Genomic DNA, 22,037 nt, shown 5'->3' on the forward strand with positions numbered 1-22,037 from the left:
CGATGACCGCGCCCCCCGCCGGTTCGACCGCGATGACCGCGCCCCCCGCCGGTTCGACCGCGACGACCGCCCGACCCGCTCGTACGACCGCGACGACCGCGACGACCGCGGGCCCCGCCGCCGCGAGTTCGACCGTCCCGGTTTCCGCGACTCCGAGCGTCGCCCGTCGTCGTTCTACCCCGCGAACGACCGCAACGACCGCAACGACCGCAACGACCGCGCCGACCGGTTCCAGCCGGCCGACGACGTCGTGCTCGAGCGCCTCGAGGCCGACGCCATTGCGGCCGAGGCGGTCGACGGCATCCGCTTCGCCGACCTCGGTCTCGGCGGCAACATCGTCCGCGCGCTGAGCGACCTCGGCGCCGAGTCGCCGTTCCCGATCCAGGCCGCGACCATCCCGGTCGTGCTCGAGGGCCGCGACGTCCTCGGCCGCGGCCGCACCGGCTCGGGCAAGACCATCGCGTTCGGCGCGCCGACCGTCGAGCGCCTCATGCAGGACTGGGCCGCCTCGGGCAAGTCGGGCGGCAAGCGCCAGATGGGCCGCAAGCCCCGCGCGCTGATCCTCGCCCCGACCCGCGAGCTCGCCCTGCAGATCGACCGCACCGTGCAGCCGCTCGCCCAGAGCGTCGGCCTCTTCACGACGCAGATCTACGGCGGCGTCCCGCAGGGCCGCCAGGTCGGCGCGCTGCAGCGCGGCGTCGACATCGTCATCGGCACGCCCGGACGTATCGAGGACCTCATCGAGCAGGGCCGCCTCGACCTCTCCGAGGTCAAGGTCACCGTCCTCGACGAAGCCGACCACATGTGCGACCTCGGGTTCCTCGAGCCCGTGCAGCGCATCCTCCGCCGCACCCCTGAGGGCAGCCAGCGGCTCCTGTTCTCGGCGACGCTCGACACCGGCGTGGCCGCGCTCGTCGACGAGTTCCTCGTCGACCCGGCCGTGCACGAGGTCGCGGGCGAAGACCAGGCGTCGAGCACGATCGAGCACCGCGTGTTCGTCATCGACAACCGCGACAAGCGCGACATCGTGGCGAGCCTCGCCGACCGCAACGGCAAGACGCTGATCTTCTCGCGGACCCGCGCGTTCGCGGAGGACCTCACGATGCACCTCGAGGACGCCGGCATCTTCGCCGTCGCCCTGCACGGCGACCTCAACCAGGCCAAGCGCACGCGCAACCTGCAGCAGCTCACGAGCGGCCGGGTCGACGTGCTCGTCGCGACGGATGTCGCCGCCCGCGGCATCCACGTCGACGACATCGACCTCGTCATCCAGGCCGACGCGCCCGACGAGTACAAGACGTACCTGCACCGTGCCGGCCGCACCGGCCGCGCCGGTCGCGAGGGCCGCGTCGTCACCCTGATCCCCCGCAATCGCCAGCGCCGCCTCGCGGACCTCCTCGGCCGCGCCGAGATCGAGGTCGACTTCGAGGACGTGCGCCTCGGCGACGAACTGCTCGCCGACCTCGGCCCGATCCGCACGGCGGCCCCCGCCGCCTCCGCGTCGGCCGACGAGGACGCGCCCGTCGCGTAACGCCGCCCCCGCGGCATCCGCCTGCCCCCACTGACGAAGGCCCCGACCACCCGGTCGGGGCCTTCGTCGTCCTCGCGGCAGAGATGCTCTTCTCAGGATGGCGCGCCGGGCCGCCGCGCGATCGCCGGCGTGTTCTCCTGAGAAGGGTGCGATACGGCCGAACGTTCCTGAGAACGGTGTCGAGGAGCTGAGTGGTGCGGGCTCGACTGGCGATCGAGGCATTGCTCCGGCATACTTACTGACTGAACGGTCGGTTGTGAATGCAGCCGGAACGGATGACGCGGACGCCGCCCGGCGGCGTGCGACGGTCCCGACAGCGCGGTCAGGAGAAGAGCATGGCGGAGGCGTATCTCGTCGGCGGGGTGCGGACCCCGGTGGGTCGGTACGGAGGCGCGCTCGCGAGCGTGCGGCCCGACGACCTCGCGAGTCTCGTCGTCGGCGAGGCGATCCGCCGCGCCGGGCTCGAGCTCGACGCGATCGAGGAGGGCGCGATCGACGAGGTCATCCTCGGCGCCGCGAACCAGGCCGGTGAGGACAACCGCAACGTCGCCCGCATGTCGGTGCTCCTCGCCGGGCTCCCCGACTCGGTGCCCGGCATCACCGTGAACCGCCTCTGCGCCTCGGGCATGTCGGCCATCACGATGGCCGCGCAGGCGATCCGCGCGGGCGACGCCGACCTCATCGTCGCGGGCGGCGTCGAGTCGATGACCCGCGCGCCCTGGGTGCAGGCCAAGCCCGAGAAGCCGTGGGCGAAGCCCGGCGAGGCGTACGACACGTCGATCGGCTGGCGCTTCCCGAACGCGAAGCTCCTCGCCCGCGACAAGGCCACGTTCTCGATGCCCGAGACGGCCGAAGAGGTCGCGCGCATCGACGGCATCACGCGCGAGGACGCCGACGCGTTCGCGCTCCGCAGTCAGCAGCGTGCCGCCGCCGCGATCGACGCGGGCCGCTTCGAGGCCGAGATCGTCGGCGTGCCGACCGCGCGCGGCGAGGTGCTCGTCGACGAGGGCCCGCGCCGCGACACCTCGCTCGAGGTGCTCGCCGGACTCCGCCCGGTCGTGAAGGGCGGCAGCGTGGTCACCGCCGGCAACTCCAGCTCGCTGAACGACGGCGCGAGCGCGATCGTCGTCGCGAGCGCCTCGGCCGTCGAGCGCTACGGGCTCACGCCGCGCGCGCGGGTCGTCGTCGGCGCGTCCGCCGGACTCGCGCCCGAGATCATGGGCCTCGGCCCCGTCCCTGCGACCGAGAAGGCCCTCGAGCGTTCGGGCGTCTCGCTCGACGACATCGGCTCGATCGAGCTCAACGAGGCGTTCGCGACGCAGTCGCTCGCCTCGATGCGCCGACTCGGACTCGACCCCGAGCGGGTCAACGCCGATGGCGGCGCGATCGCCCTGGGGCATCCGCTCGGCTCGTCGGGGGCGCGACTCGTCGTCACCCTGCTCGGCCGCATGGAGCGCGAGGGCTCGCGCTACGGCCTCGCGACGATGTGCGTCGGCGTCGGCCAGGGCAGCGCCCTGATCGTCGAGGGCGTGCGATGAGCGCGCCGGATGTCGCAGTCTCGCCGGACGCGCCGGAGCCGCTGCTCGTCGAGCGCCGCGACGATCGCGTCATCGCAACCCTGAACCGGCCCGACAAGCGGAACGCGATCGACCAGGCCACGATCGATGCGATCCACGCGCTGTGCGCGGAGCTCGAGGACGAGCCGCGCATCCTGATCATCACGGGCACCGACGGGGTGTTCGCGTCGGGCGCCGACATCGCGCAGATGCGCGAGCGCACGGCCGCCGACGCGCGGGCGGGCATCAACGCGAACGCGTTCGTCCGCATCAACGAGCTGCCGATGCCCGTCATCGCCGCGGTCGACGGGTGGGCGCTCGGCGGCGGCGCCGAGCTGGCGTTCGCCGCCGACATCCGCATCGCGACGCCCGACGCGAAGTTCGGCAATCCCGAGACCGGCCTCGGCATCATCCCGGCCGCGGGCGCGACCTGGCGGCTGAAGGAGATCGTCGGCGAGGCGCGAGCTGCAGAGCTGCTCCTCACCGGCCGCATCCTCGACGCGGCCGAGGCGCTCTCGATCGGGCTCGTCACGGCCGTGCACCCGACGGCCGACCTCCTCGCGGAGGCCCACGCGATCGCCGATCGCATCGCGAAGAACGACCCCGCCGCGACCATGGCGACCAAGCGCGTCATGCGCGCGCCGCGCGCCGACCACCCCCACGTCGACCTCGAGGAGCAGGCCGTGCTCTTCGAGAGCCCCGAGAAGCACCGCCGCATGACCGAGTTCCTCGAGCGGCGTTCGGCGAAGAGGAGCGCGAAGTGATGCAGTCGAACGAGCCGGATCTCGAGACGCGCGCGGAGCGCGCTCCTCGATCACCGGGCGCACCCGAGCGGGTCGGCGTCCTCGGCGGCGGCCGCATGGGTGCGGGCATCGCGCACGCGTTCCTGCTCGCAGGCTCGCGCGTCACCGTCGTCGAGCGCGATGCGGATGCCGCCGAGGCGGCCCGCACGCGCGTGCTCGACTCCGTCGCGGCATCCGTGGCCCGCGGCACGACCGACGAGACCGCCGACGCGCTCGCCGAGCGCTTCGACGTCGCGACCGACGTCGCCGACTTCGCCGGCGCCGACCTGGTCGTCGAGGCGGTCCCGGAGGACCTCGGCCTGAAGGTCGACGCGCTCACCCGCGTCGAGGCCGTGCTGGGGGCGGATGCCGCGCTCGCGTCGAACACGTCGTCGATCTCGATCGACGAGCTCGCCGGGCGGCTCGACCGACCGGAGCGGTTCCTCGGCCTGCACTTCTTCAACCCCGTGCCCGCGTCGGCGCTCGTCGAGATCGTGCGCGGCACCTCGACCGACGGGGCGCTCGTCGAAGAGGCGCGCGGCTGGGTCGAGGCGATCGGCAAGGCCCCGATCGTCGTGCACGACGCGCCCGGCTTCGCGTCGAGCCGGCTCGGCGTCGCCCTCGGGCTCGAGGCGATCCGCATGCTCGAGGAGGGCGTGGCCTCCGCGGAGGACATCGACACCGCGATGGTGCTCGGCTACAAGCACCCCGTGGGCCCGCTGCGGCTCACCGACCTCGTCGGACTCGACGTGCGGCTCGGCATCGCCGAGTACCTCGCGGGCGAGCTCGGCGACCGATTCGAACCGCCCGCACTGCTCCGCCGCATGGTCGCGGAGGGCAAGCTCGGTCGCAAGACCGGCGAGGGCTTCCACCTGTGGGACGCGCAGTGAGTCTCGATACGGCGCTGGCGCGCCTACTCGACCACCGGAACGTCCCCACCACCGAACTTCGATGAAGGAGACCCACATGACCGGCATCCTGCCCAGCTACGTCCGCGACGCGTGGTGGACGCCCGACGCGTCGGCCGAGGCATCCGCCACCGAGGTGCGCGACGCGTCGACCGGCGAGGTCGTCGCGCGCGTCTCGACCGAGGGCCTCGACCTCGGCGCCGTGCTCGAGCACGCCCGCACCGTCGGGCAGCGCTCGCTCGGCGAGCTGACGTTCCACCAGCGCGCGGTGCTGCTGAAGCAGATGGCCCTCGTGCTCACCGAGCGCAAGGCCGAGCTCTACGAGCTCTCTTCACGTACCGGCGCGACGAAGCGCGACTCGTGGGTCGACATCGACGGCGGCATCGGCGTGCTCTTCACCTACTCGTCGAAGGGCCGCCGCGAGCTGCCGAATGCGAAGGTCGTCGTCGACGGCCCCGTCGAGCCGCTGTCGAAGGACGGCTCGTTCATCGGCCGGCACGTCTACACGCGCCTGCCCGGCGTCGCCGTGCAGATCAACGCGTTCAACTTCCCCGTCTGGGGTTCGCTCGAGAAGTTCGCGCCCGCGTTCCTCGCCGGCGTGCCGACGGTCGTGAAGCCCGCGACGCCGACCGGCTACCTCGCTGAGGCGTATGTGCGGATCCTCGTCGAGTCGGGCCTCCTGCCGGCCGGATCGCTGCAGCTCGTGTCGGGCAGCGTGCCCGACCTGTTCGACCACCTGCGCGTCGGCGACCTCGTCGCGTTCACGGGGTCGGCGTCGACGGCCGAGCGCCTGCGCGCGCACGACTCGGTGCAGACCGGCGGCGTGCGGTTCACGAGCGAGACCGATTCGATCAACGCCTCGGTGCTCGGCACCGACGCGGTGCCAGGTACGCCCGAGTTCGACGCCTACGTCGCGCAGCTCGTCGTCGAGATGACCTCGAAGGCCGGCCAGAAGTGCACGGCCATCCGCCGGGCGATCGTGCCCGCGGCATCCGTTGACGCGCTCGTCGACGCCGTGCGCGCGCGCCTCGCCGAGAAGGTCGTCGTCGGCGACCCGCGCACCGAGGGCGTCACGATGGGCCCGCTCGCCTCGCTCGCGCAGCGCGATGAGGTGCTCCGCCAGGTGCGTCGGCTGCAGGAGGCCGGCGGCCAGCTCGTGATCGGCTCGACCGACGCGCCCGAGGGCGTCGACGCCGACGGCGCATTCGTTGCGCCCATGCTGCTCTCCTTCACGGATGCCACGGCCGAGGCGGTGCACGAGGTCGAGGCGTTCGGCCCCGTGGCATCCGTCATCGCCTACGACACCATCGACCAGGCGGTCGACCTCGTCGCACGCGGCGGCGGTTCGCTCGTGACGAGCGTCGCCACGCATGATCCGGACGTCGCGGTCGCACTCGCGTCCGGCATCGCCGCGATGAACGGCCGCCTCCTCTTCCTCGACCGCGACGACGCGCGCACGTCGACCGGCCACGGCTCGCCCGTGCCGCACCTCGTGCACGGCGGCCCCGGCCGCGCCGGCGGCGGCGAGGAGCTCGGCGGCATCCGCGCCGTGTACCACCACATGCAGCGGACCGCCGTGCAGGGCTCGCCCGCGATGCTCACCGCGCTCACGGGCGTGTGGCACTCGGGCGCCGCGGCGCGGCCGTACGCGGAGTCGGGCGACGTGCACCCGTTCCGCAAGTCGCTCGCGGAGCTGCGGATCGGCGACCAGGTCGCGTCGCCCTCGCGCACCGTGACGCTGGAGGACATCGAGACGTTCGCGAACTTCACCGGCGACACGTTCTACGCGCACATGGACGAGGCGGCCGCAGCGGCGAACCCGTTCTTCCCGGGTCGCGTGGCGCACGGGTACCTGCTCGTCTCCTGGGCTGCGGGCCTCTTCGTCGACGCCGCGCCCGGACCGGTGCTCGCGAACTCGGGCCTCGAGAACCTGCGCTTCATCACGCCGGTCTCGCCCGGCGACGAGATCCGCGTCGAGCTCACGGCCAAGCAGATCACCCCGCGCGAAACCGACGAGTACGGCGAGGTGCGCTGGGACGCCGTGCTGAAGAACCAGCACGACGAGCTCGTCGCGACGTACGACGTGCTGACGCTCGTCGCGAAGGAGCGGGTGCCGGTTCCGGTCGGATAGGGCCGCTCGCCGCTCGCCGCTCGCCGCTCGCCGCTCGCTGGTTGCGGGTCGCCGTCGCCGGTTGCGGGTTGCGGGTCGCCGGGTTGCCGGTTGTCGGCCCGGTGGTCGGCGCGCCGCGGCGTTGCGCACGGTCGGCGCGCTCTGGGCGAGGTCGATCCGCCTCGACGGTTGCGCTCTGCATGACTCCTGAAAATAAGGACACTCGCCAGAGGGCGGAGTTCCCGGGGTCGCCCGCGCGCGCCTGCGACGGCCCCGTCCTTCGTTTCAGGAGTATCTCGACGCGTCAGCGGTCCTCCGATGAGTCGCTCGGTGGTCGAGGAGCATTCGACAGAGGAGCCGCGTATCGGGACCCGTGCGGGGTCTCGATACGCTCGCTGCGCTCGCTTCTCGACCGCCGAGGGTTCGGTGGGGCCTGGTGGTCGAGTAGCAGCCGACGGAGGAGGCCGCGTATCGAGACCGGTGCGGGTCTCGATACGCTCGCTGCGCTCGCTACTCGACCACCGGGGGTTCGGTGGGGCCTGGTGGTCGAGTAGCAGCCGACGGAGGAGGCCGCGTATCGAGACCGGAGCGGGGTCTCGCTGCGCTCGCTTCTCGGCCTCCGGGGCTCAGCCGCGGAGCGCGAGCGCGAACGGCAGCACGTCGGTCGCGCCGGAGCGACGGAGTTCGCGCGCGGCGACCGTGAGCGTCCAGCGACTGTCGGCGAGGTCGTCGACGAGCAGCACGCCGCCGACGGGCACGTCGAGGCCGTCGGCCGAGAAGCGGTTCCAGACTCCGGCGAGCCGGAACGCGCTGTTGCCGCCCGGGCCGCCGGTCGGCCCGCCGTCGACGGGGGCGAGTTCGCCGAGGTAGGGCAGACGGCCGACCTCGGCGAGGCCGCGCGCGAGGGAGCCGACGAGCTGCGGGTGCGAGCGCGAGGGCACGGATGCCACGGCCACGGGCCGCTCCGCCCAGCCCCACTCGGCGAGCACGCGCACGCACGCGTCGAGCACGCGCGGCGGCAACGGCGCGTCCGGGGCGTTCGGTGCGAAGAGCTCGCGCAGCGTCGAGCCCCAGCCGAGGTCGGTCAGCCGCGCGAGCGCGCGACCCTCGCCGGCCTGCTCGCCGGCCGGGATGCGCCCCTTCACAGGCACGCCGAGCCGATCGGCGCCGGTCGGCCACGCGCGGCGCGGTTCGATCGGCACGCCGACCCGATCGAGCGCGCTCGCGGCCGCGGCCGCGGCATCCGCGTCGACCTCGCCCGGATACCAGGCGCCCGCGCACCGGTCGCAGCGACCGCACGGCGCGGCCGTGTCGTCGTCGAGGGAGCGCTGCAGGAACGCCATGCGGCATCCGTCGGTCTGCTCGTACTCGAGCATGTGGCGCTGCTCGGCCTCGCGCTCCTCGGCGATGCGGCGATAGCGCTCGGCGTCGTAGCTCCACGGCTCGCCGGTCGCGACCCAGCCGCCCTGCACGCGGCGAACCGCGCCGTCGACGTCGAGCACCTTGAGCAGCAACTCGAGCGGGGTTCGCCGGATGTCGACGCGCGCCTCGAGCGCCGGCGTCGAGAGCGGCACGTCGGAGAGCTCGTCGATGACGCGGCGGGCGCGCTCCTCGTCGGGCATGGATGCGGTCGCGAAGTAGTGCCAGATCGCCGGGTCCTCGCGGCCGGGGAGCAGGAGCACGTCGGCGTTCTCGCTCGCGCGCCCAGCGCGGCCGACCTGCTGGTAGTACGCGACCGGCGACAACGGCGCGCCGAGGTGCACGACGAAGCCGAGGTCGGGCTTGTCGAAGCCCATGCCGAGCGCGCTCGTCGCGATGAGCGCCTTGACCTCGTTGCGCTTCAGCAGCCCCTCGGACTCCTCGCGCTCGTCGGGGTCGGTCTGACCCGTGTAGGCGCGGACGTCGTGGCCGCGCTCGCGGAGCACCCGTGCGGTGTCGACGGCCGCCGACACCGTCAGCGCGTAGACGATGCCCGAGCCCGGGAGGTCGTCGAGGTGGTCGATCAGCCACGCGAGCCGGCCCGTCGAGTCGGGCAGGCGCAGCACGCCGAGCCGCAACGAGGACCGGGCCAGCGGCCCGCGGATCGTGAGCACGTCGGTGCCCAGCTGCTCCGCGACATCCGCTACGACTCGACTGTTCGCGGTCGCCGTCGTCGCGAGCACCGGCACACCGGCGGGGATCTCGGCGATGAGGTCGCGCAGGCGTCGGTAGTCGGGCCGGAAGTCATGGCCCCAATCGCTGATGCAGTGCGCCTCGTCGACCACGAGCATGCCGAGCCGGCGCACGAGCGACGGCAGCTGCTGCTCGCGGAACGACGGGTTGTTCAGGCGCTCGGGTGAGACGAGCAACACGTCGACCTCGTCCGCGTCGAGGCGCGCGAGCACCTCCTGCCACTCGTGCGCGTTCGCCGAGTTGATCGAGACGGCCCGCACACCCGCGCGCTCGGCGGCCGCGACCTGGTCGCGCATGAGTGCGAGGAGCGGCGAGACCAGGATCGTCGGGCCGCCGCCCCTGCGCCGGAGCAGCAGCGTCGCGACGAAGTACACGGCCGACTTGCCCCACCCCGTGCGCTGCACGACGAGGGCGCGACGGCGGCCGGCCACCAGCGCCTCGATCGCCTCGAACTGGCCGTCGTGGAACTCGGCGTCGTCGCGGCCGACGAGCTCGCGGAGCGCGGCGAGCGCCTCGGCGCGGAGGTCGGGGTCGAGGTCGGTCGCGCGGTCGGTCGCGCCGTCGGCTGCGAGGCCAGGCGCGCGGTCGGCGACGTCGTCGGGGTCGGGGGAGGGCATGCATCCAGCCTCGCGCATGCGGCCGACAGTCGCCGCACTCGGCCGCGGCGGGACGCTTGACGCGCAAAATGTGAGTCACTAACATTATCGCGTGACCATCGACACGAACCGTCGCCCCTCGAAGCGCGAGCGCACGCTCGCCGCGCTCGTCGAGCACGGCCTCGACCTGTTCGAGCGCCAGGGCTACGACCAGACGACCGTCGCGCAGATCGCGCGGGCGGCGGGCGTCACCGAGATGACGTTCTTCCGGTACTTCCCTGCGAAGGAGCACCTGCTCCTCGACGACCCGTACGACCCGCAGCTCACCGCCGCCGTCGCCGCGCAACCGCGCGACCTTCCGCCGTTCCTGCGGGCCGCACGCGGCATCCGTGCGGCCTGGCGTGCGCTGCCCGAGCCCGAGACGCCGAGCATCCGCCGCCGCGTCCGCATCGCCGCGGGCACGCCCTCGCTCCGCGGGGCCATGTGGCGCAACACCGGCAACACTGAACGCGCGATCGTCGAGCAGCTCGTCGCCGACGGCGCGAGCCCCGACGAGGCGCGGGTCGCCGCAGCATCCGTTCTCGCCGCCCTCGTCGCCGGCCTCTTCCTCTGGGCCGAACAGGAGCGGACCACGCTCGCCGACGCGATCGAGCGCGCGCTCGACGTCATCGAGGTGGGCGCATGAGCGCCGCACTCCGCTTCGAGGCCAGCAGCCTCGCCCGCAACTTCCGCGGTGGCGCGGGCGTGCATGGCATCGACCTCGATGTCGCCGCGGGCGAGATCCACGCGCTCGTCGGCCTGAACGGCGCCGGCAAGACCACGATCATGCGGCTGCTGCTCGGTATGCTGCGACCCGACGCCGGCGCCGTGCGCGTGTGCGGCGTCGAGGTGGGCCGAGCGGATGCCGCGACCTGGTCGCGCGTCGGCCAGCTCGTCGAGCACCCGCTCGCCTACGCCGAGCTCACCGGCCGCGCGAACCTCGAGGTCGCGGCGCGGCTGCACGGCCTCGACCGGGCGCAGGGCGGTGCGGCGGTCGACCGGGCCATCGAGGAGTTCGACCTCGGTCGCTACGCCGGCGTCCGTGCGAGCCGGCTCTCGCTCGGCAACCGCCAGCGCGTTGGCATCGCGGGGGCGCTGCTGCACGAGCCCGAGGCGATCGTGCTCGACGAGCCGACGAACGGGCTCGACCCGGCGGGAGTCATCGTCCTGCGCGAGTCGCTGCTGCGCCGCGCGGCGGCGGGAGCCGGCATCCTCGTCTCGAGCCACCACCTCGACGAGGTCGCGCGCGTCGCCGACCGCATCACGGTCGTCAACGACGGTCGGGTCATCGGATCGCTCGATCCGGGCGGGTTCGACCTCGAGCGCGCGTTCTTCGCGCTCGTCCACGGCGACGACGAGACGCGGAGGGCGGCGGCATGAACGGGGTGCGCACGGGCGGGCGCGGCGGCCCGAGCGGGGTGCGCACGGGCACAGGACGCTGCGGCGTCGGCCCGGTCGGGCCCGGCCCGTTCGCCGCGCGGGGTGCCGGCCTCGGATTCACCCGCTGCCTCGTCGGCCTCCGCGCGGGCGTCGCCGTCGAGGCGCGCAAGGCGATGGCCTCGCGCGTGATGGCCTCGACCACGCTGCTCCTCGTCGTCGGCGTGGGCGTGCTCGCCCTCGGCATGCTGCTGGCCGCGGCATCCGGCGACGAACAGGTGCTCGCCAAGCTCGGCCCGCTCGCGGGCGCGCCGGGGTGGACCGGCCTCGTCGGCGTCGTACTCCAGATCACCGCGGCGGCAGGCGTGCTCGCGTTCGGCGTCGCCCTCAGTTGGATGCTCGGCCGCGAGTTCGCCGACGGCACCGTCGCAGCGCTCTTCGGCCTCCCGGTGTCGCGGCCCGCGATCGCGCTCGGCAAGCTCGTCGTCTACCTCGCCTGGTCGGTGGTCGTCGCGGTCGCACTCACGGGCGTCATCGCGATCGTCGGGTTCGCGATGGGTTTCGGGGCGACGGATGCCGCGGGCGTCCGCGCGCTCGCCCGGATCCCGGTGCTCGTGGTGCTCTCCGCGCTCATCGCCGTGCCGGCCGGATGGGTCGCGACCATCGGGCGGGGTCTGCTGCCCGGGATCGCCGCGACCGTCGGGATCATCGTGGTCGCCCAGGTCTCGGCGATCGCCGATGTGGGCGTATGGGTGCCGCTCGTCGCGCCCGCGCTCTGGGCGATCGCGCCCGACGCGGTGCCGGCGGCCGCGCTGCTCATCGTGCCGACGGTGCCGCTCGCGTTCGGCGCGCTGTGCGCGCTCGCGTGGTCGCGGCTGCAGCTGGATCGCTGAGGCGGCGGCTGCGCTGCCGGCGTCGCGCGGCGCCTCGCGACATCCGACGAACTTGACCGCGCCCGCGTCGCCGGTCACGCTGGACCGCATGCCCCACCAGCACCCGCTCCACGCCGACGTCGACGTGCCGTGCCTCTGCTGCGGGAGCGTGCAGCGCTTCCGGTTCGCGTCGGCGTCCGACCAGGTGGTGTGCGGGCACTGCCGATCGCACCTCGGCCCCGAGCGGGCGGAGCAGCGCGACCGCGAGCACATCGCGCTGTGGTGCGGCATCCTCGAGGCGCACGATTCCGACGCGCGCGACGCGGCCGCGGAGGCGTCGGCCGCCGCGGGGGAGGCGGCCGAACTCGTGGCCCGACTCACCGCGGAGCGTGACCAGTTGCGGGCGGGCGCCATCGACACCGCGAGCGAGGTCGGCGCGGCGCTCCAGGACCAGCTTCGCGACGACCGCGTGCGGCGCGCCGAGCGCGCGACCCAGCTCACCGCGAAGCGCGTCGACACGGCGATGGTCGCACTCTGGCGACTGCAGGCGTTCCACCACCCCGATCCGAAGAAGCCGGGATCGTGCGTGTGCGGCCGCACGCTGCCGACCTGCGGCGAGAGCCGGGTCCTCGAGGCCGTGCGGCAGGAGATGCGCGACTGGGAGCGGCGCAACCTCGAGCTTCTCCGCGCCGGCAAGCGGCACGGGCTGCCGCCCGAGCATCCCGAGGTCGGCGCGGCCGGCCCGGCGGGCGGTGGCGCAGGCGGTCGCTGAGCGCGGGCGACCGGCAGGGTCCGGGCGACGGCGTGGGTTGTCGTCACGATCGGCGGGTGCCGGGCGGGCCCCGACCCGCCGATCGTGACGACGACCGGAACGGGACGGTCGGCGATCAGGGGCGCGGAGCGCCGGGCCGGCGGGAACGCGACGTCGGCGACGGCACGGGTCCCCGGTCGTCCGAACGGACCCGGCGAGTCGCGTCAGGTCGCCGGGGTCGCCGCCCCTTCGCCGGCCCACGCGATCGCGTCGTCGAGGTGCGCGAGGGGGAACGCCTTGAACTGCCCCGGCACCAGCCCGCCGAACGCGACCGCGATCCCGATGAGCACGTCGCGGTCGGTCACGAGCGCCGCGCGGTCCCAGAGTGACAGCGGTCGGCCGATGAGTTTCGCGTCCTCGACCATCGCACCGAGCGAGTAGTGGTCGAACTCCTCGCCGAGGACGATCACGAAGTCGAGCTTGCCCGTCGTCTCGATCGCGGCATCCATCGCCGGATCGAGCACCTCGCGGTAGTCACCCGCGGTCACGGTCCCCACCGCACGGAAGCCGATCACACCCTCGGGCAGGCCGTCGAGCAGTTCGATCATCGGGTCCCCCTTCTCCCGGCGCCAGTCTGGCAGCGGGTCGGGGCGGATGTCACGGCTCGCGTGCGGCATGGATCCGCGTCGCCCGCGGGGCGGGTGCACTCGGTCGCAACCCATCGACGGTCCGACCGCCGCGGCCGGCCGGCTGGCACGCGGCGCGGCGTGGCCGGGCGGCGCCGGGTCGTCGTCACGATCGGCGGGTGCCGGGCCGGCGTGACCCGCCTTTCGTGACGACGACCCGGATGGCGAGCGGCGAGCCGCGTGGCGCGGATGGCGCTCGGCGGCGATCAGGGGCGCGGAGCGCCGGCGGGCACACGCAGGCCGTCGAGCGCGACGGCCACGACGTCGTCGGCCAGCCGCGCGGCATCCTCACGGCCGCCGGGCCGGTACCACTCGACGATCGAGTTGATCATGCCGAACAGCAGGCGCTCGACGATGCGCACGTCGATGTCTGAGCGGAGCGACCCCTCGGTCTGCGCCTCCGCGACGAGCGCCGTGACCCGCTTGTCGAACGCGCGCCGGCGCGCGAGCGCGCGCCGCTCGACCTCGGTGTTGCCGCGCACGCGCAGCAGCAGCGTCACGTACGGGAGCTGGTCGACGAGCACGCGGACCGCGCCGCGGAGCACCCCGTCGAGCCGGTCGGCGGCGCTGCCGCCCGCGGCCTCGGTCTCGTCGAGCACGCCCTCGAGCGAGCCCAGCGCCTGGTCGAGTGCGCGGTCGAGGATCTCGTCCTTCGAGCTGAAGTGGTGGTAGATCGCCGACTTCGAGAGGCCCAGGCGGTCGGCGAGCACGCCCATCGAGGTCGCGTCGTAGCCGTACTCGTTGAAGGCGGCCACGGCGACCTCGAGGATGCCCTGCTGGTCGTATCCCGGGCGGCCTCGTCGGAGCGTGGAGTTCGGTGACATCCGCTTCAGTCTGTCAGGGCCGGGTCTCGATACGGCGCTGGCGCGCCTACTCGACCACCGAGGGGGTGCGGCGCTGGCGCGCCTGCTCGACCACCGAGGGGGTGCGGCGCTGGCGCGCCTGCTCGACCACCGAGGCGGTGCGGCGCCGGCGCACCTGCTCGACCACCCAGGCCGCGCATCACTGCGGCTCGCGCAGGTCGTAGACGCGCTTGTACTTGCCCTCGCTGCGCGGCAGCGTGCCGGGCTCCTCGAGCCGCACGGTCACCGACGAGCCGATGAACTCCTTGATGCGGCCGGCGAGCACGACGGTCGCCGCCCGGCACGCCTCGACCTCGAGGTCGGGGTGGCGCTCGATGCGGACCGTGAGGTCGTCCATGTGCCCGGTGCGCGTGAGCTCGAGGATGAAGTGCGGCGTCAGGTGCTCGATGCCGAGCACGAGCTCCTCGATCTGCGTCGGGAAGAGGTTCACGCCGCGCAGGATGATCATGTCGTCGTTGCGACCGGTGATCTTCTCGATGCGGCGCATGCCGGGTCGAGCGGTGCCGGGCAGCAGGCGGGTCAGGTCGCGCGTGCGGTAGCGGATGACCGGGAACGCCTCCTTCGTCAGCGAGGTGAAGACGAGTTCGCCCTTCTCGCCGTCGGCCACCGGTTCGCCGGTCTCGCCGTCGATGACCTCGGGGAGGAAGTGGTCCTCCCAGACGTGCGGGCCGTCCTTCGTCTCGACGCACTCGTTGGCGACACCGGGGCCCATGACCTCGCTGAGGCCGAAGATGTCGACGGCGTCGATGCCCATGCGCTCCTCGATGCGGCGGCGCATCTCGTTCGTCCACGGCTCGGCGCCGAGGATCGCGACCTTGAGCGACGTCGAGCGCGGGTCGATGCCCGCCTCCTCCATCGCGTCGGCGATCGTGAGCAGGTAGCTCGGCGTGCACATGATGGCGTCGGGCTCGAAGTCGCGGATGAGCTGAACCTGGCGCGCGGTCTGGCCGCCCGACATCGGGATGACGGTCGCGCCGAGCTTCTCGATGCCGGCGTGCGCGCCGAGGCCGCCGGTGAACAGCCCGTAGCCGTACGCGTTGTGCACCTTCATGCCGGGGCGCACACCGGAGGCGCGCAGGCACCGGGCGACGAGCGTCGCCCACCGGTCGAGGTCGTCGCGCGTGTAGCCGACGACGGTCGGGCGACCGGTCGTGCCGGACGAGGCGTGGATGCGCGCGACCTGCTCCATCGGCACGGCGAACATGCCGAACGGGTAGGTCTGCCGCAGGTCGTCCTTGGTCGTGAAGGGGAGCTTCGCGACATCCGCCAGCGTCTGGATGTCGTCGGGGTGCACGCCGTGCTCGTCGAACTTGCGGCGGTAGAGGGGCACGTTCTCGTAGGCGTGGCGCACGGTCCACTGCAGCCGCTCGAGCTGGAGGGCCTCGATCTCGGCGCGGCTCATGCGCTCCTCGGGGTCGAGCTGGTCGAGCGCGGCGGGCACGAGGCCTGAGATCGTGGGCTTGAGGCTGGGGGACTGCGGAAGGGTCGTCGTCGACACGGGAGGTTCCTATCGATCGTGGTGGTCTCGATACGCGGGCTTCGCCTGCTACTCGACCACCGAACGTCAGATGGTGCGGTTGGTGGAGATCGAGCGGCCGCGGAACTCGGCGACGGCGTCGCCCTGCTCGTCGACGACCGTGACGTCGTAAAGGCCCGTGCGACCGCTGCGGGCGCGGCGCACGGCGGTCGCGGTGAGCGTCTGCCCGGCGACCGTGGACTTCAGGAAGGTGATGTCGGCGCCCGCGGCCACGGTGACCCGGTGGTCCTCGTTGCAGGCGATCGCGAAGGCCGTGTCGGCCAGCGTGAAGACGAGTCCGCCGTGGGTGATGGCGAAGCCGTTGGTCATGTCCTCCCGCACGCGCATCGACACGACGGCGTGCCCGGGGTCGTCGCGTTCGACGACCATGCCGAGCATCGCCGAGGCGAGGTCGCGCTGCATCATCTCGCGGTTGAGGCGATCGGATGCCGCGGCATCCGCCTGCTCGTCGGCCGGTCGGTCGCCGCCCTGGCGTTCGGTCGCGACATCCGTCATGCGCTGCTCCTCATCGAGTGCGGGGGAGTCGCCGGCGGCCCTGATTGCCCCGGCGCAGAACCTCAGCATATACTAACTGAACGATCGGTTGGTAAAGTGTTCGACACCGCACCCTCCGGTCCCGAGAGCATTGGAGTCGACGATGACCGCACCCGCCGACCTGACCGTGGTCGAGAACGAAGCCGCGCAGGCGCGCTTCGACGACCTCATCGCGCAGGACTCGCGCATCGAGCCGCGCGACTGGATGCCCGACGCGTACCGCAAGACGCTGATCCGCCAGATCAGCCAGCACGCGCACTCCGAGATCATCGGCATGCAGCCCGAGTCGAACTGGATCTCGCGGGCGCCGAGCCTCAAGCGCAAGGCCATCCTTTTGGCCAAGGTGCAAGACGAAGCCGGCCACGGCCTCTACCTGTACTCGGCCGCGCAGACGCTCGGCATCGGCCGCGAGGAGATGATGCAGCAGCTCATCGAGGGCCGCGCGCGCTACTCGTCGATCTTCAACTACACGACGCCGACCTGGGCCGACATGGGCGCGATCGGATGGCTCGTGGACGGTGCCGCGATCTGCAACCAGGTGCCGCTGTGCCGCGCCTCCTACGGCCCGTACGGCCGCGCGATGGTGCGCATCTGCAAGGAGGAGTCGTTCCACCAGCGCCAGGGCTTCGAGATCCTGCTCGAGCTCATGCAGGGAACCGAGGCGCAGCGCGAGATGGCGCAGGACGCCGTGAACCGCTGGTACTGGCCCTCGCTCATGATGTTCGGGCCGCCCGACGACGAGTCGCCGAACTCGGCGCAGTCGATGGCGTGGAACATCAAGCGCTTCTCCAACGACGACCTGCGCCAGCGCTTCGTCGGCATGCTCGTGCCGCAGGCCGAGGTGCTCGGCGTCACGCTCCCCGACCCGAACCTCGCCTGGAACGAGGAGCGCCAGGCGTACGACATGAGCGAGATCGACTGGACCGAGTTCCACGAGGTGCTCGCCGGTCGCGGCCCCGCGAACGCCGAGCGCCTGCGCCGCCGCCGCGAGGCCCACGAGGAGGGCGCCTGGGTGCGCGAGGCCGCGGCCGAGTACGCCCGCAAGCAGGCCCTGAAGCAGCAGTCCGCCGCATGACGACGTGCGGTGGTCGAGTAGCGCCGCCGAAGGCGACGCGTATCGAGACCGAAGGAGATCATCGATGAGCACCCCCGGCGAGACCGGCACCGAGGCCTGGCCCCTGTGGGAGGTCTTCGTGCGCGCCAACCGCGGACTGAGCCACGTGCACGTCGGGTCGCTGCACGCGCCCGACGCCGACATGGCCGTGCGAAACGCCCGCGACCTGTACACCCGGCGCAACGAGGGCGTGTCGATCTGGGTCGTGCCCGCCGACGCGGTCACGACGAGCGACCCCGACGCGAAGGGCGCGTTCTTCGAGAGCCCCGCGGGCAAGAACTACCGGCACGCGGTGTACTACACGAAGTCCGAAGGGGTGAAGCACCTGTGAGCGCCGAGACGCCCGATCTCGATACGCGGCCTTCGGCTGCTACTCGATCACCGGAGGATCCGCACGGCGAGACCGACCCGCACGGCGACGTCACGGTCGACCGCGTCGCGCTCGCCGAGGAGCTCGCCGGCGAGGCGGCCGGCGCCGGCCACGCGGCATCCGCCGACGTCGCCGCCTACGCGCTCGGCCTCGGCGACGACGCGCTCGTGCTCGCCCAGCGCCTCGGCGACTGGATCACGCGCGCGCCCGAGCTCGAGGAGGACGTCGCGCTCGGCAACATCGCGCTCGACCTGCTCGGGCACGCGCGTTCGCTGCTGCACTACGCGGGCACGTACGACGGCCGCAGCGAGGACGACCTCGCGTACTTCCGCGACGAGCCCGAGTTCCGCAACGCCTGGCTGTTCGAGCAGCCGAACGGCGACTTCGCGCACACCATCGCCCGCCAGCTGGTGGCGTCGACGTACCTCGTCGAGCTCTACCGACGCCTCGAGGGGTCGACGGATGCCACGCTCGCGGCGATCGCGGCGAAGGCGTCGAAGGAGGTCGACTACCACCGCGACCACGCGATCCAGTGGACCCTCCGCCTCGCGGGCGGCACCGACGAGTCGCGCCGCCGCATGCTCCGCGCGGTCGAGCAGACCTGGCCGTACGTCGACGAGCTGTTCCGCGACGACGAGGTCGTCGCCCGGCTCGCCGAGGAGGGCATCGCGCCGCTGCCGTCGTCGCTCCGCGAGACGTTCGACGCCGTGATCGACCAGGTGTTCGCCGAGGCCGAGCTGGCCCGTCCTGAGGGCCGCACCGCGTTCACCGTCGACGGCCGCGGCCGCGAGGGGAAGCACACCGAGCACCTCGGACCGCTGCTCGCCGAGATGCAGGTGCTCGCCCGCGTGCACCCGGGAGCGTCGTGGTGACCGGCGCGCGCGAGGCATCCGTCGCCCGACCCGTGCCGAGCGACCCGGCCGCGCGCGCGGCCTGGGACGTCGCCGCGACCGTGACCGACCCCGAGGTCCCCGTGCTCACGATCGAAGACCTCGGAGTGCTGCGCTCGGTCGCCGTCGACGACGATGGCGGCGTGCACGTCGAGCTCACGCCCACGTATAGCGGATGCCCCGCGATGGACGCCATGCGCGACGACGTCGTGCTCGCGCTCACGCACGCGGGCTACGACGACGTCGACGTGCGGATGGTGCTCGCGCCCGCGTGGACCACCGACTGGATGAGCGAGTCCGGGAAGGACAAGCTCCGGAAGTACGGCATCCAGGCGCCATCGGGCCACGCGCCCGTGCGCGACGCCGGGCCGATCCGCCTGCAGATGGCGGTCAAGTGCCCGCGCTGCGACTCCCTGAACACCCGCGAACTCGCCCGCTTCGGCTCGACCTCGTGCAAGGCGCTCTACGAGTGCCGCGACTGCCTCGAGCCCTTCGACTACTTCAAGGTGCTCTGATGGCCGCGATCAACCTGGGCTCCACGACGACCGGTGGTCGAGTAGGGGCGCAGCCCCGTACCGAGACCCGCGACGCCGCCGGCACCCCCGCCGGCACGCTCGACGCGGATGCCGCGATCGCCGACGCGTTCCTGCAGAGCGCGGTCGGCGGCGACACCGCCCCGAAGCGCCGCCGCGCGCGCTTCCACTCGCTCGAGGTCGCCGAGGTGCGTCCGCTGACGGACGACTCGGTCGAGGTCACCTTCGCGGTGCCCGACGAGCTCGCCGACGACTACGCCTACCTGCCCGGCCAGTACGTCGCGCTGCGGCGCGATTTCGACGGGCACGAGCTGCGCCGGTCGTACTCGATCTGCCGGCCGCCCGTGCGCGGCAGCGTGTCGGTCGCGATCAAGCGCGACCTCGGCGGACGGTTCTCGACGTGGGCGAACAGCGAACTCGCCGCGGGCGACCGCATCGACGTGATGAGCCCGCAGGGCACGTTCACCTCGGGGCTCGACTCGCTCGACGGCAAGCACGTCGTCGGCATCGCCGCCGGATCGGGCATCACGCCGCTCATGGCACTCGCGCACACCGTGCTCGCCCGATCGGATGACGCGCGCTTCACGCTCGTCTACACGAACCGGTCGACGCGCGACGTGATGTTCCTCGAGGAGCTCGCCGAGCTGAAGGACCGCTACCCGGCCCGGCTCGCGCTGCACCACGTGCTCTCGCGCGAGCAGCGCACCGCGCCGCTGCTCTCGGGCCGCATCGACGCCGAGAAGCTCGAGCGCATGCTCGACGCGCTCATCCCGCCGTCGACGGTCGACGAGTGGTTCCTGTGCGGGCCGTTCGAGCTCGTGCAGCTCGCGCGCGACACGCTCGAGGCCCGCGACGTGCCGGTCGGCCGGGTCCGGTACGAGCTGTTCACGACCGACGCCGACCGGGCGACCGAGCCGCGCCACGGCCGACCCGTCACGGTCGAGCGCGGCGAGCCGACCGTCGCGATCGAGTTCACGCTCGACGGCCTCTCGTCGACCGTTGAGAGCCCGGTCAGCGCGAACGAGTCGATCCTCAACGCGGCGCTTCGCGTGCGCTCCGACGTCCCGTTCGCCTGTGCGGGAGGCGTCTGCGGCACGTGCCGCGCGCGCGTCGTCGACGGCAGCGTCAACATGACCGAGAACTACGCGCTCGAGCCCGAGGAGCTCGAACGCGGATACGTGCTCACCTGCCAGTCGCACGCGACATCCGACCGCGTCGTGGTCGACTACGACGTGTGAGCACCTGACCCACCGCCCGATGCGCGCTTTCGCGACGAGTGCGCAGGCCCGAAGTCGCGCACTCGTCGCGATACCGCGCACTCGATGAGGAGATGAAGACGGATGATCGAGCTCGAGATCCACGACGGCGTGGCCGAGATCACGCTGAACGCCCCCGCCAAGCTCAACGCGCTCGGCGAGGCGGCGCTCGCCGAGCTCGGCGAGGCCTACGACCAGGCGGAGTACACGAACGTGCGCGCCCTGGTGCTCCGCGGCGAGGGCCGTGCGTTCTGCGCCGGGCGCGACATCGCGGGCGTCGACCCGCGCGATGACGACGTGCAGGGCTACCTCGGCGGGCGCGTCGAGCCGTTGCTGAAGCGGATGTCGCGCTTCCCGGCGCCCACGTTCGCCGTCGCGCACGGCGCGTGCCTGGGCGTCGGCCTCGGCCTCCTCATCGCGAGCGACATCGTCTACGTCGCCGACACCGCGAAGGTCGGCTCGCCGTTCAAGAACCTCGGCGCGACGCTCGACTCCGGCGGCCACGCGCTCTTCGTCGAGCGCCTCGGCGCGCACCGCACGATGGACCTCATCGTCACCGGGCGGCTGATGTCGGGCAGCGAGGCGGTCGCCGCGGGCCTTTTCTCGCAGGTGTTCCCCGCCGACGAGGTGCTCGAGGCGACCCGCGCAGCGGCGCGGGAGGCGGCATCCGGCCCCACCCAGGCGTTCATCGCCTCGAAGCGGCTCGTCGCCGACCTGCGCGACCACCGGCACGGGCTGTGGGCGTCGATGTCCGACGAGAACCGCGCGCAGGCCGCGCTCTGCGACACGGACGACTACCGCGAGGGCTTCGCGGCGTTCCAGGAGAAGCGCGCGCCGCAGTTCACGGGTCGCGGCTGAGCGTCGGCGCCCGAAGCACGGCCGGATGGGGTCTCAGGCCGACGCGCGGACCAGGTCGGCGATCGCCGACGGCGTCCACCGGGGCCGTGCGCCGGTGAGCGCGGCGAGGTACCGCCCGACGATCGCGGGCGGCCAGCCCCGGGACTCGCGCAGGCCGGTCGCCATCGTCCGCAGGTAGGCGGCGGACGGCGCGGCGACGTCGCGGTCCTGGTCTCCGGTGAGGGTCACCATGGGGATGCCTCGGCGCGCGCCCACGCGGACCAGGGTGCGGTACCGGCCTCGGTCCGAGGCGAAGACGCCCGGTCGCCGGATGCATCCGGTCGAGCTCGATCGCGTGCTCGACCGGCATCCGCGTCTCCTGCGCCACGACGTCGGCGAGCTGGCCGACCGTCAGCAGGTAGGCACGACCGGCGACGCTGCCGCGGGCGTGCGGCTCGAAGGTCGCCATCCCGCTGCCCCACACGCGGGAGCGGCCCCCGAAGAACACCCCACCCGGCACGTCGACGGGCCGGTCCTCGGCGGGCTCCGTGCGGTCGCGGCACCCGACGTACGTGCGGGCGCCGCCCTCGGGTCGGCCCCCGGTCAGGTAGCAGCGGAACCGAGTGGCGGACAGGTTCGACCCGTAGGCGACGTACCAGACGCGATCCACGGTTCCTCCATCGGCACGGAGCGTGCCTCGGGTCGACATTGTGCGCGCCCGTG

At 72.9% G+C, this 22,037-nt stretch carries 21 protein-coding genes; 15 read left to right on the plus strand and 6 right to left on the minus strand.

Annotated features, from left to right (window positions below):
- The 5 genes from GJ743_RS04905 to paaZ all read left to right on the plus strand — a co-directional run.
- Nucleotides 1-1,531, plus strand: a 1,531-nt coding sequence (locus GJ743_RS04905) for a DEAD/DEAH box helicase (RefSeq protein WP_230386508.1), incomplete at its 5' end; no start/stop codon positions are given.
- A gap of 335 nt (nucleotides 1,532-1,866) precedes the next feature.
- Entirely contained in the window at nucleotides 1,867-3,069 is a 1,203-nt protein-coding gene (locus GJ743_RS04910; protein WP_155050816.1) for a thiolase family protein, read from the plus strand.
- Nucleotides 3,066-3,851 carry an enoyl-CoA hydratase/isomerase family protein gene (locus tag GJ743_RS04915; RefSeq protein WP_155050817.1) on the plus strand — a complete coding sequence of 262 codons (786 nt, stop codon included), beginning with the start codon at nucleotides 3,066-3,068 and terminating at the stop codon, nucleotides 3,849-3,851. Before GJ743_RS04910 ends, GJ743_RS04915 begins: the two co-directional genes overlap by 4 nt.
- A complete protein-coding gene (locus GJ743_RS04920) occupies nucleotides 3,851-4,759 on the plus strand; it encodes a 3-hydroxyacyl-CoA dehydrogenase family protein (RefSeq protein WP_155050897.1) in 909 nt (302 codons plus the stop codon). The genes GJ743_RS04915 and GJ743_RS04920 overlap by 1 nt, the downstream gene beginning before the upstream one ends.
- 76 nt (nucleotides 4,760-4,835) lie before the next feature.
- A complete protein-coding gene (gene paaZ / locus GJ743_RS04925; RefSeq protein ID WP_155050818.1) occupies nucleotides 4,836-6,908 on the plus strand; it encodes a phenylacetic acid degradation bifunctional protein PaaZ in 2,073 nt (690 codons plus the stop codon).
- Between the two features lie 605 nt (nucleotides 6,909-7,513).
- On the opposite strand, the gene GJ743_RS04930 is transcribed toward paaZ, so the two are convergent.
- Entirely contained in the window at nucleotides 7,514-9,676 is a 2,163-nt protein-coding gene (locus GJ743_RS04930) for a RecQ family ATP-dependent DNA helicase (protein WP_155050819.1), read from the minus strand.
- A 91-nt stretch (nucleotides 9,677-9,767) separates the two neighbouring features.
- Between GJ743_RS04930 and GJ743_RS20100 the strand changes: the two genes are divergently transcribed.
- The 4 genes from GJ743_RS20100 to GJ743_RS04950 all read left to right on the plus strand — a co-directional run bounded on the left by GJ743_RS20100 (nucleotide 9,768) and on the right by GJ743_RS04950 (nucleotide 12,715).
- Nucleotides 9,768-10,340 (plus strand): TetR family transcriptional regulator, encoded by a 573-nt coding sequence (locus tag GJ743_RS20100; protein WP_328288808.1) that lies wholly within the window; start codon nucleotides 9,768-9,770, stop codon nucleotides 10,338-10,340.
- Nucleotides 10,337-11,074: an ABC transporter ATP-binding protein gene (locus GJ743_RS04940; RefSeq protein WP_155050820.1), complete on the plus strand. Its 738-nt coding sequence runs from the start codon at nucleotides 10,337-10,339 to the stop codon at nucleotides 11,072-11,074. Before GJ743_RS20100 ends, GJ743_RS04940 begins: the two co-directional genes overlap by 4 nt.
- Nucleotides 11,071-11,964 (plus strand): ABC transporter permease, encoded by an 894-nt coding sequence (locus tag GJ743_RS04945; protein ID WP_230386510.1) that lies wholly within the window; start codon nucleotides 11,071-11,073, stop codon nucleotides 11,962-11,964. Before GJ743_RS04940 ends, GJ743_RS04945 begins: the two co-directional genes overlap by 4 nt.
- An 88-nt stretch (nucleotides 11,965-12,052) precedes the next feature.
- The gene (locus GJ743_RS04950) at nucleotides 12,053-12,715 is read left to right on the plus strand and encodes a hypothetical protein (protein WP_155050821.1); all 663 of its coding nucleotides are present in this window, start codon (nucleotides 12,053-12,055) and stop codon (nucleotides 12,713-12,715) included.
- Nucleotides 12,716-12,918: 203 nt separating this feature from the next.
- Here the strand turns inward: GJ743_RS04950 and GJ743_RS04955 are convergent, their stop codons facing one another.
- The 4 genes from GJ743_RS04955 to paaI all read right to left on the minus strand — a co-directional run bounded on the left by GJ743_RS04955 (nucleotide 12,919) and on the right by paaI (nucleotide 16,344).
- Nucleotides 12,919-13,302: a SpoIIAA family protein gene (locus GJ743_RS04955; protein WP_155050822.1), complete on the minus strand. Its 384-nt coding sequence runs from the start codon at nucleotides 13,300-13,302 to the stop codon at nucleotides 12,919-12,921.
- A gap of 284 nt (nucleotides 13,303-13,586) precedes the next feature.
- Complete coding sequence (locus tag GJ743_RS04960; protein WP_155050823.1) at nucleotides 13,587-14,204, minus strand: TetR/AcrR family transcriptional regulator; 618 nt, start codon at nucleotides 14,202-14,204, stop codon at nucleotides 13,587-13,589.
- Nucleotides 14,205-14,382: 178 nt separating this feature from the next.
- A complete protein-coding gene (gene paaK / locus GJ743_RS04965; RefSeq protein ID WP_155050900.1) occupies nucleotides 14,383-15,645 on the minus strand; it encodes a phenylacetate--CoA ligase PaaK in 1,263 nt (420 codons plus the stop codon).
- A gap of 162 nt (nucleotides 15,646-15,807) precedes the next feature.
- Entirely contained in the window at nucleotides 15,808-16,344 is a 537-nt protein-coding gene (gene paaI, locus GJ743_RS04970; RefSeq protein ID WP_328288809.1) for a hydroxyphenylacetyl-CoA thioesterase PaaI, read from the minus strand.
- A 73-nt stretch (nucleotides 16,345-16,417) separates the two neighbouring features.
- On the opposite strand from paaI, the gene paaA reads away from it, so the two are divergent.
- From paaA to GJ743_RS05000, 6 genes are all read left to right on the plus strand, one after another.
- Nucleotides 16,418-17,389, plus strand: a complete 972-nt coding sequence (gene paaA / locus GJ743_RS04975; protein WP_155050825.1) for a 1,2-phenylacetyl-CoA epoxidase subunit PaaA — start codon at nucleotides 16,418-16,420, stop codon at nucleotides 17,387-17,389.
- A 64-nt stretch (nucleotides 17,390-17,453) separates the two neighbouring features.
- Nucleotides 17,454-17,759 (plus strand): 1,2-phenylacetyl-CoA epoxidase subunit PaaB, encoded by a 306-nt coding sequence (gene paaB / locus GJ743_RS04980; RefSeq protein ID WP_067948099.1) that lies wholly within the window; start codon nucleotides 17,454-17,456, stop codon nucleotides 17,757-17,759.
- A complete protein-coding gene (gene paaC / locus GJ743_RS04985; RefSeq protein ID WP_328288810.1) occupies nucleotides 17,756-18,670 on the plus strand; it encodes a 1,2-phenylacetyl-CoA epoxidase subunit PaaC in 915 nt (304 codons plus the stop codon). Before paaB ends, paaC begins: the two co-directional genes overlap by 4 nt.
- A gap of 32 nt (nucleotides 18,671-18,702) precedes the next feature.
- Complete coding sequence (gene paaD, locus GJ743_RS04990; RefSeq protein WP_328288822.1) at nucleotides 18,703-19,203, plus strand: 1,2-phenylacetyl-CoA epoxidase subunit PaaD; 501 nt, start codon at nucleotides 18,703-18,705, stop codon at nucleotides 19,201-19,203.
- Nucleotides 19,203-20,459, plus strand: a complete 1,257-nt coding sequence (paaE, locus tag GJ743_RS04995; protein ID WP_155050826.1) for a 1,2-phenylacetyl-CoA epoxidase subunit PaaE — start codon at nucleotides 19,203-19,205, stop codon at nucleotides 20,457-20,459. The genes paaD and paaE overlap by 1 nt, the downstream gene beginning before the upstream one ends.
- Before the next feature lie 102 nt (nucleotides 20,460-20,561).
- Nucleotides 20,562-21,335 (plus strand): enoyl-CoA hydratase/isomerase family protein, encoded by a 774-nt coding sequence (locus GJ743_RS05000; RefSeq protein WP_155050827.1) that lies wholly within the window; start codon nucleotides 20,562-20,564, stop codon nucleotides 21,333-21,335.
- A 33-nt stretch (nucleotides 21,336-21,368) separates the two neighbouring features.
- Here GJ743_RS05000 and GJ743_RS19425 read toward each other — a convergent pair whose 3' ends face one another.
- The gene (locus GJ743_RS19425; protein ID WP_230386512.1) at nucleotides 21,369-21,566 is read right to left on the minus strand and encodes a hypothetical protein; all 198 of its coding nucleotides are present in this window, start codon (nucleotides 21,564-21,566) and stop codon (nucleotides 21,369-21,371) included.
- Nucleotides 21,567-22,037 lie beyond the last annotated feature (471 nt).

This window comes from Agromyces bracchium, assembly GCF_009709675.1.
In the GTDB taxonomy this organism is placed as follows: Bacteria; Actinomycetota; Actinomycetes; order Actinomycetales; family Microbacteriaceae; genus Agromyces; species Agromyces bracchium.

What these genes read in the sequence shown, in the direction of transcription:
- GJ743_RS04910 (WP_155050816.1), top strand. Translation starts at nt 1,867, where the DNA reads ATGGCGGAGGCGTATCTCGTCGGCGGGGTGCGGACCCCGGTGGGTCGG.
- GJ743_RS04915 (WP_155050817.1), top strand. Translation starts at nt 3,066, where the DNA reads ATGAGCGCGCCGGATGTCGCAGTCTCGCCGGACGCGCCGGAGCCGCTG.
- GJ743_RS04920 (WP_155050897.1), top strand. Translation starts at nt 3,851, where the DNA reads ATGCAGTCGAACGAGCCGGATCTCGAGACGCGCGCGGAGCGCGCTCCT.
- paaZ (WP_155050818.1), top strand. Translation starts at nt 4,836, where the DNA reads ATGACCGGCATCCTGCCCAGCTACGTCCGCGACGCGTGGTGGACGCCC.
- GJ743_RS04930 (WP_155050819.1), bottom strand. Translation starts at nt 9,676, where the DNA reads ATGCCCTCCCCCGACCCCGACGACGTCGCCGACCGCGCGCCTGGCCTC.
- GJ743_RS04940 (WP_155050820.1), top strand. Translation starts at nt 10,337, where the DNA reads ATGAGCGCCGCACTCCGCTTCGAGGCCAGCAGCCTCGCCCGCAACTTC.
- GJ743_RS04945 (WP_230386510.1), top strand. Translation starts at nt 11,071, where the DNA reads ATGAACGGGGTGCGCACGGGCGGGCGCGGCGGCCCGAGCGGGGTGCGC.
- GJ743_RS04950 (WP_155050821.1), top strand. Translation starts at nt 12,053, where the DNA reads ATGCCCCACCAGCACCCGCTCCACGCCGACGTCGACGTGCCGTGCCTC.
- GJ743_RS04955 (WP_155050822.1), bottom strand. Translation starts at nt 13,302, where the DNA reads ATGATCGAACTGCTCGACGGCCTGCCCGAGGGTGTGATCGGCTTCCGT.
- GJ743_RS04960 (WP_155050823.1), bottom strand. Translation starts at nt 14,204, where the DNA reads ATGTCACCGAACTCCACGCTCCGACGAGGCCGCCCGGGATACGACCAG.
- paaK (WP_155050900.1), bottom strand. Translation starts at nt 15,645, where the DNA reads ATGAGCCGCGCCGAGATCGAGGCCCTCCAGCTCGAGCGGCTGCAGTGG.
- paaI (WP_328288809.1), bottom strand. Translation starts at nt 16,344, where the DNA reads ATGCTGAGGTTCTGCGCCGGGGCAATCAGGGCCGCCGGCGACTCCCCC.
- paaA (WP_155050825.1), top strand. Translation starts at nt 16,418, where the DNA reads ATGACCGCACCCGCCGACCTGACCGTGGTCGAGAACGAAGCCGCGCAG.
- paaB (WP_067948099.1), top strand. Translation starts at nt 17,454, where the DNA reads ATGAGCACCCCCGGCGAGACCGGCACCGAGGCCTGGCCCCTGTGGGAG.
- paaE (WP_155050826.1), top strand. Translation starts at nt 19,203, where the DNA reads ATGGCCGCGATCAACCTGGGCTCCACGACGACCGGTGGTCGAGTAGGG.
- GJ743_RS05000 (WP_155050827.1), top strand. Translation starts at nt 20,562, where the DNA reads ATGATCGAGCTCGAGATCCACGACGGCGTGGCCGAGATCACGCTGAAC.
- GJ743_RS19425 (WP_230386512.1), bottom strand. Translation starts at nt 21,566, where the DNA reads ATGGTGACCCTCACCGGAGACCAGGACCGCGACGTCGCCGCGCCGTCC.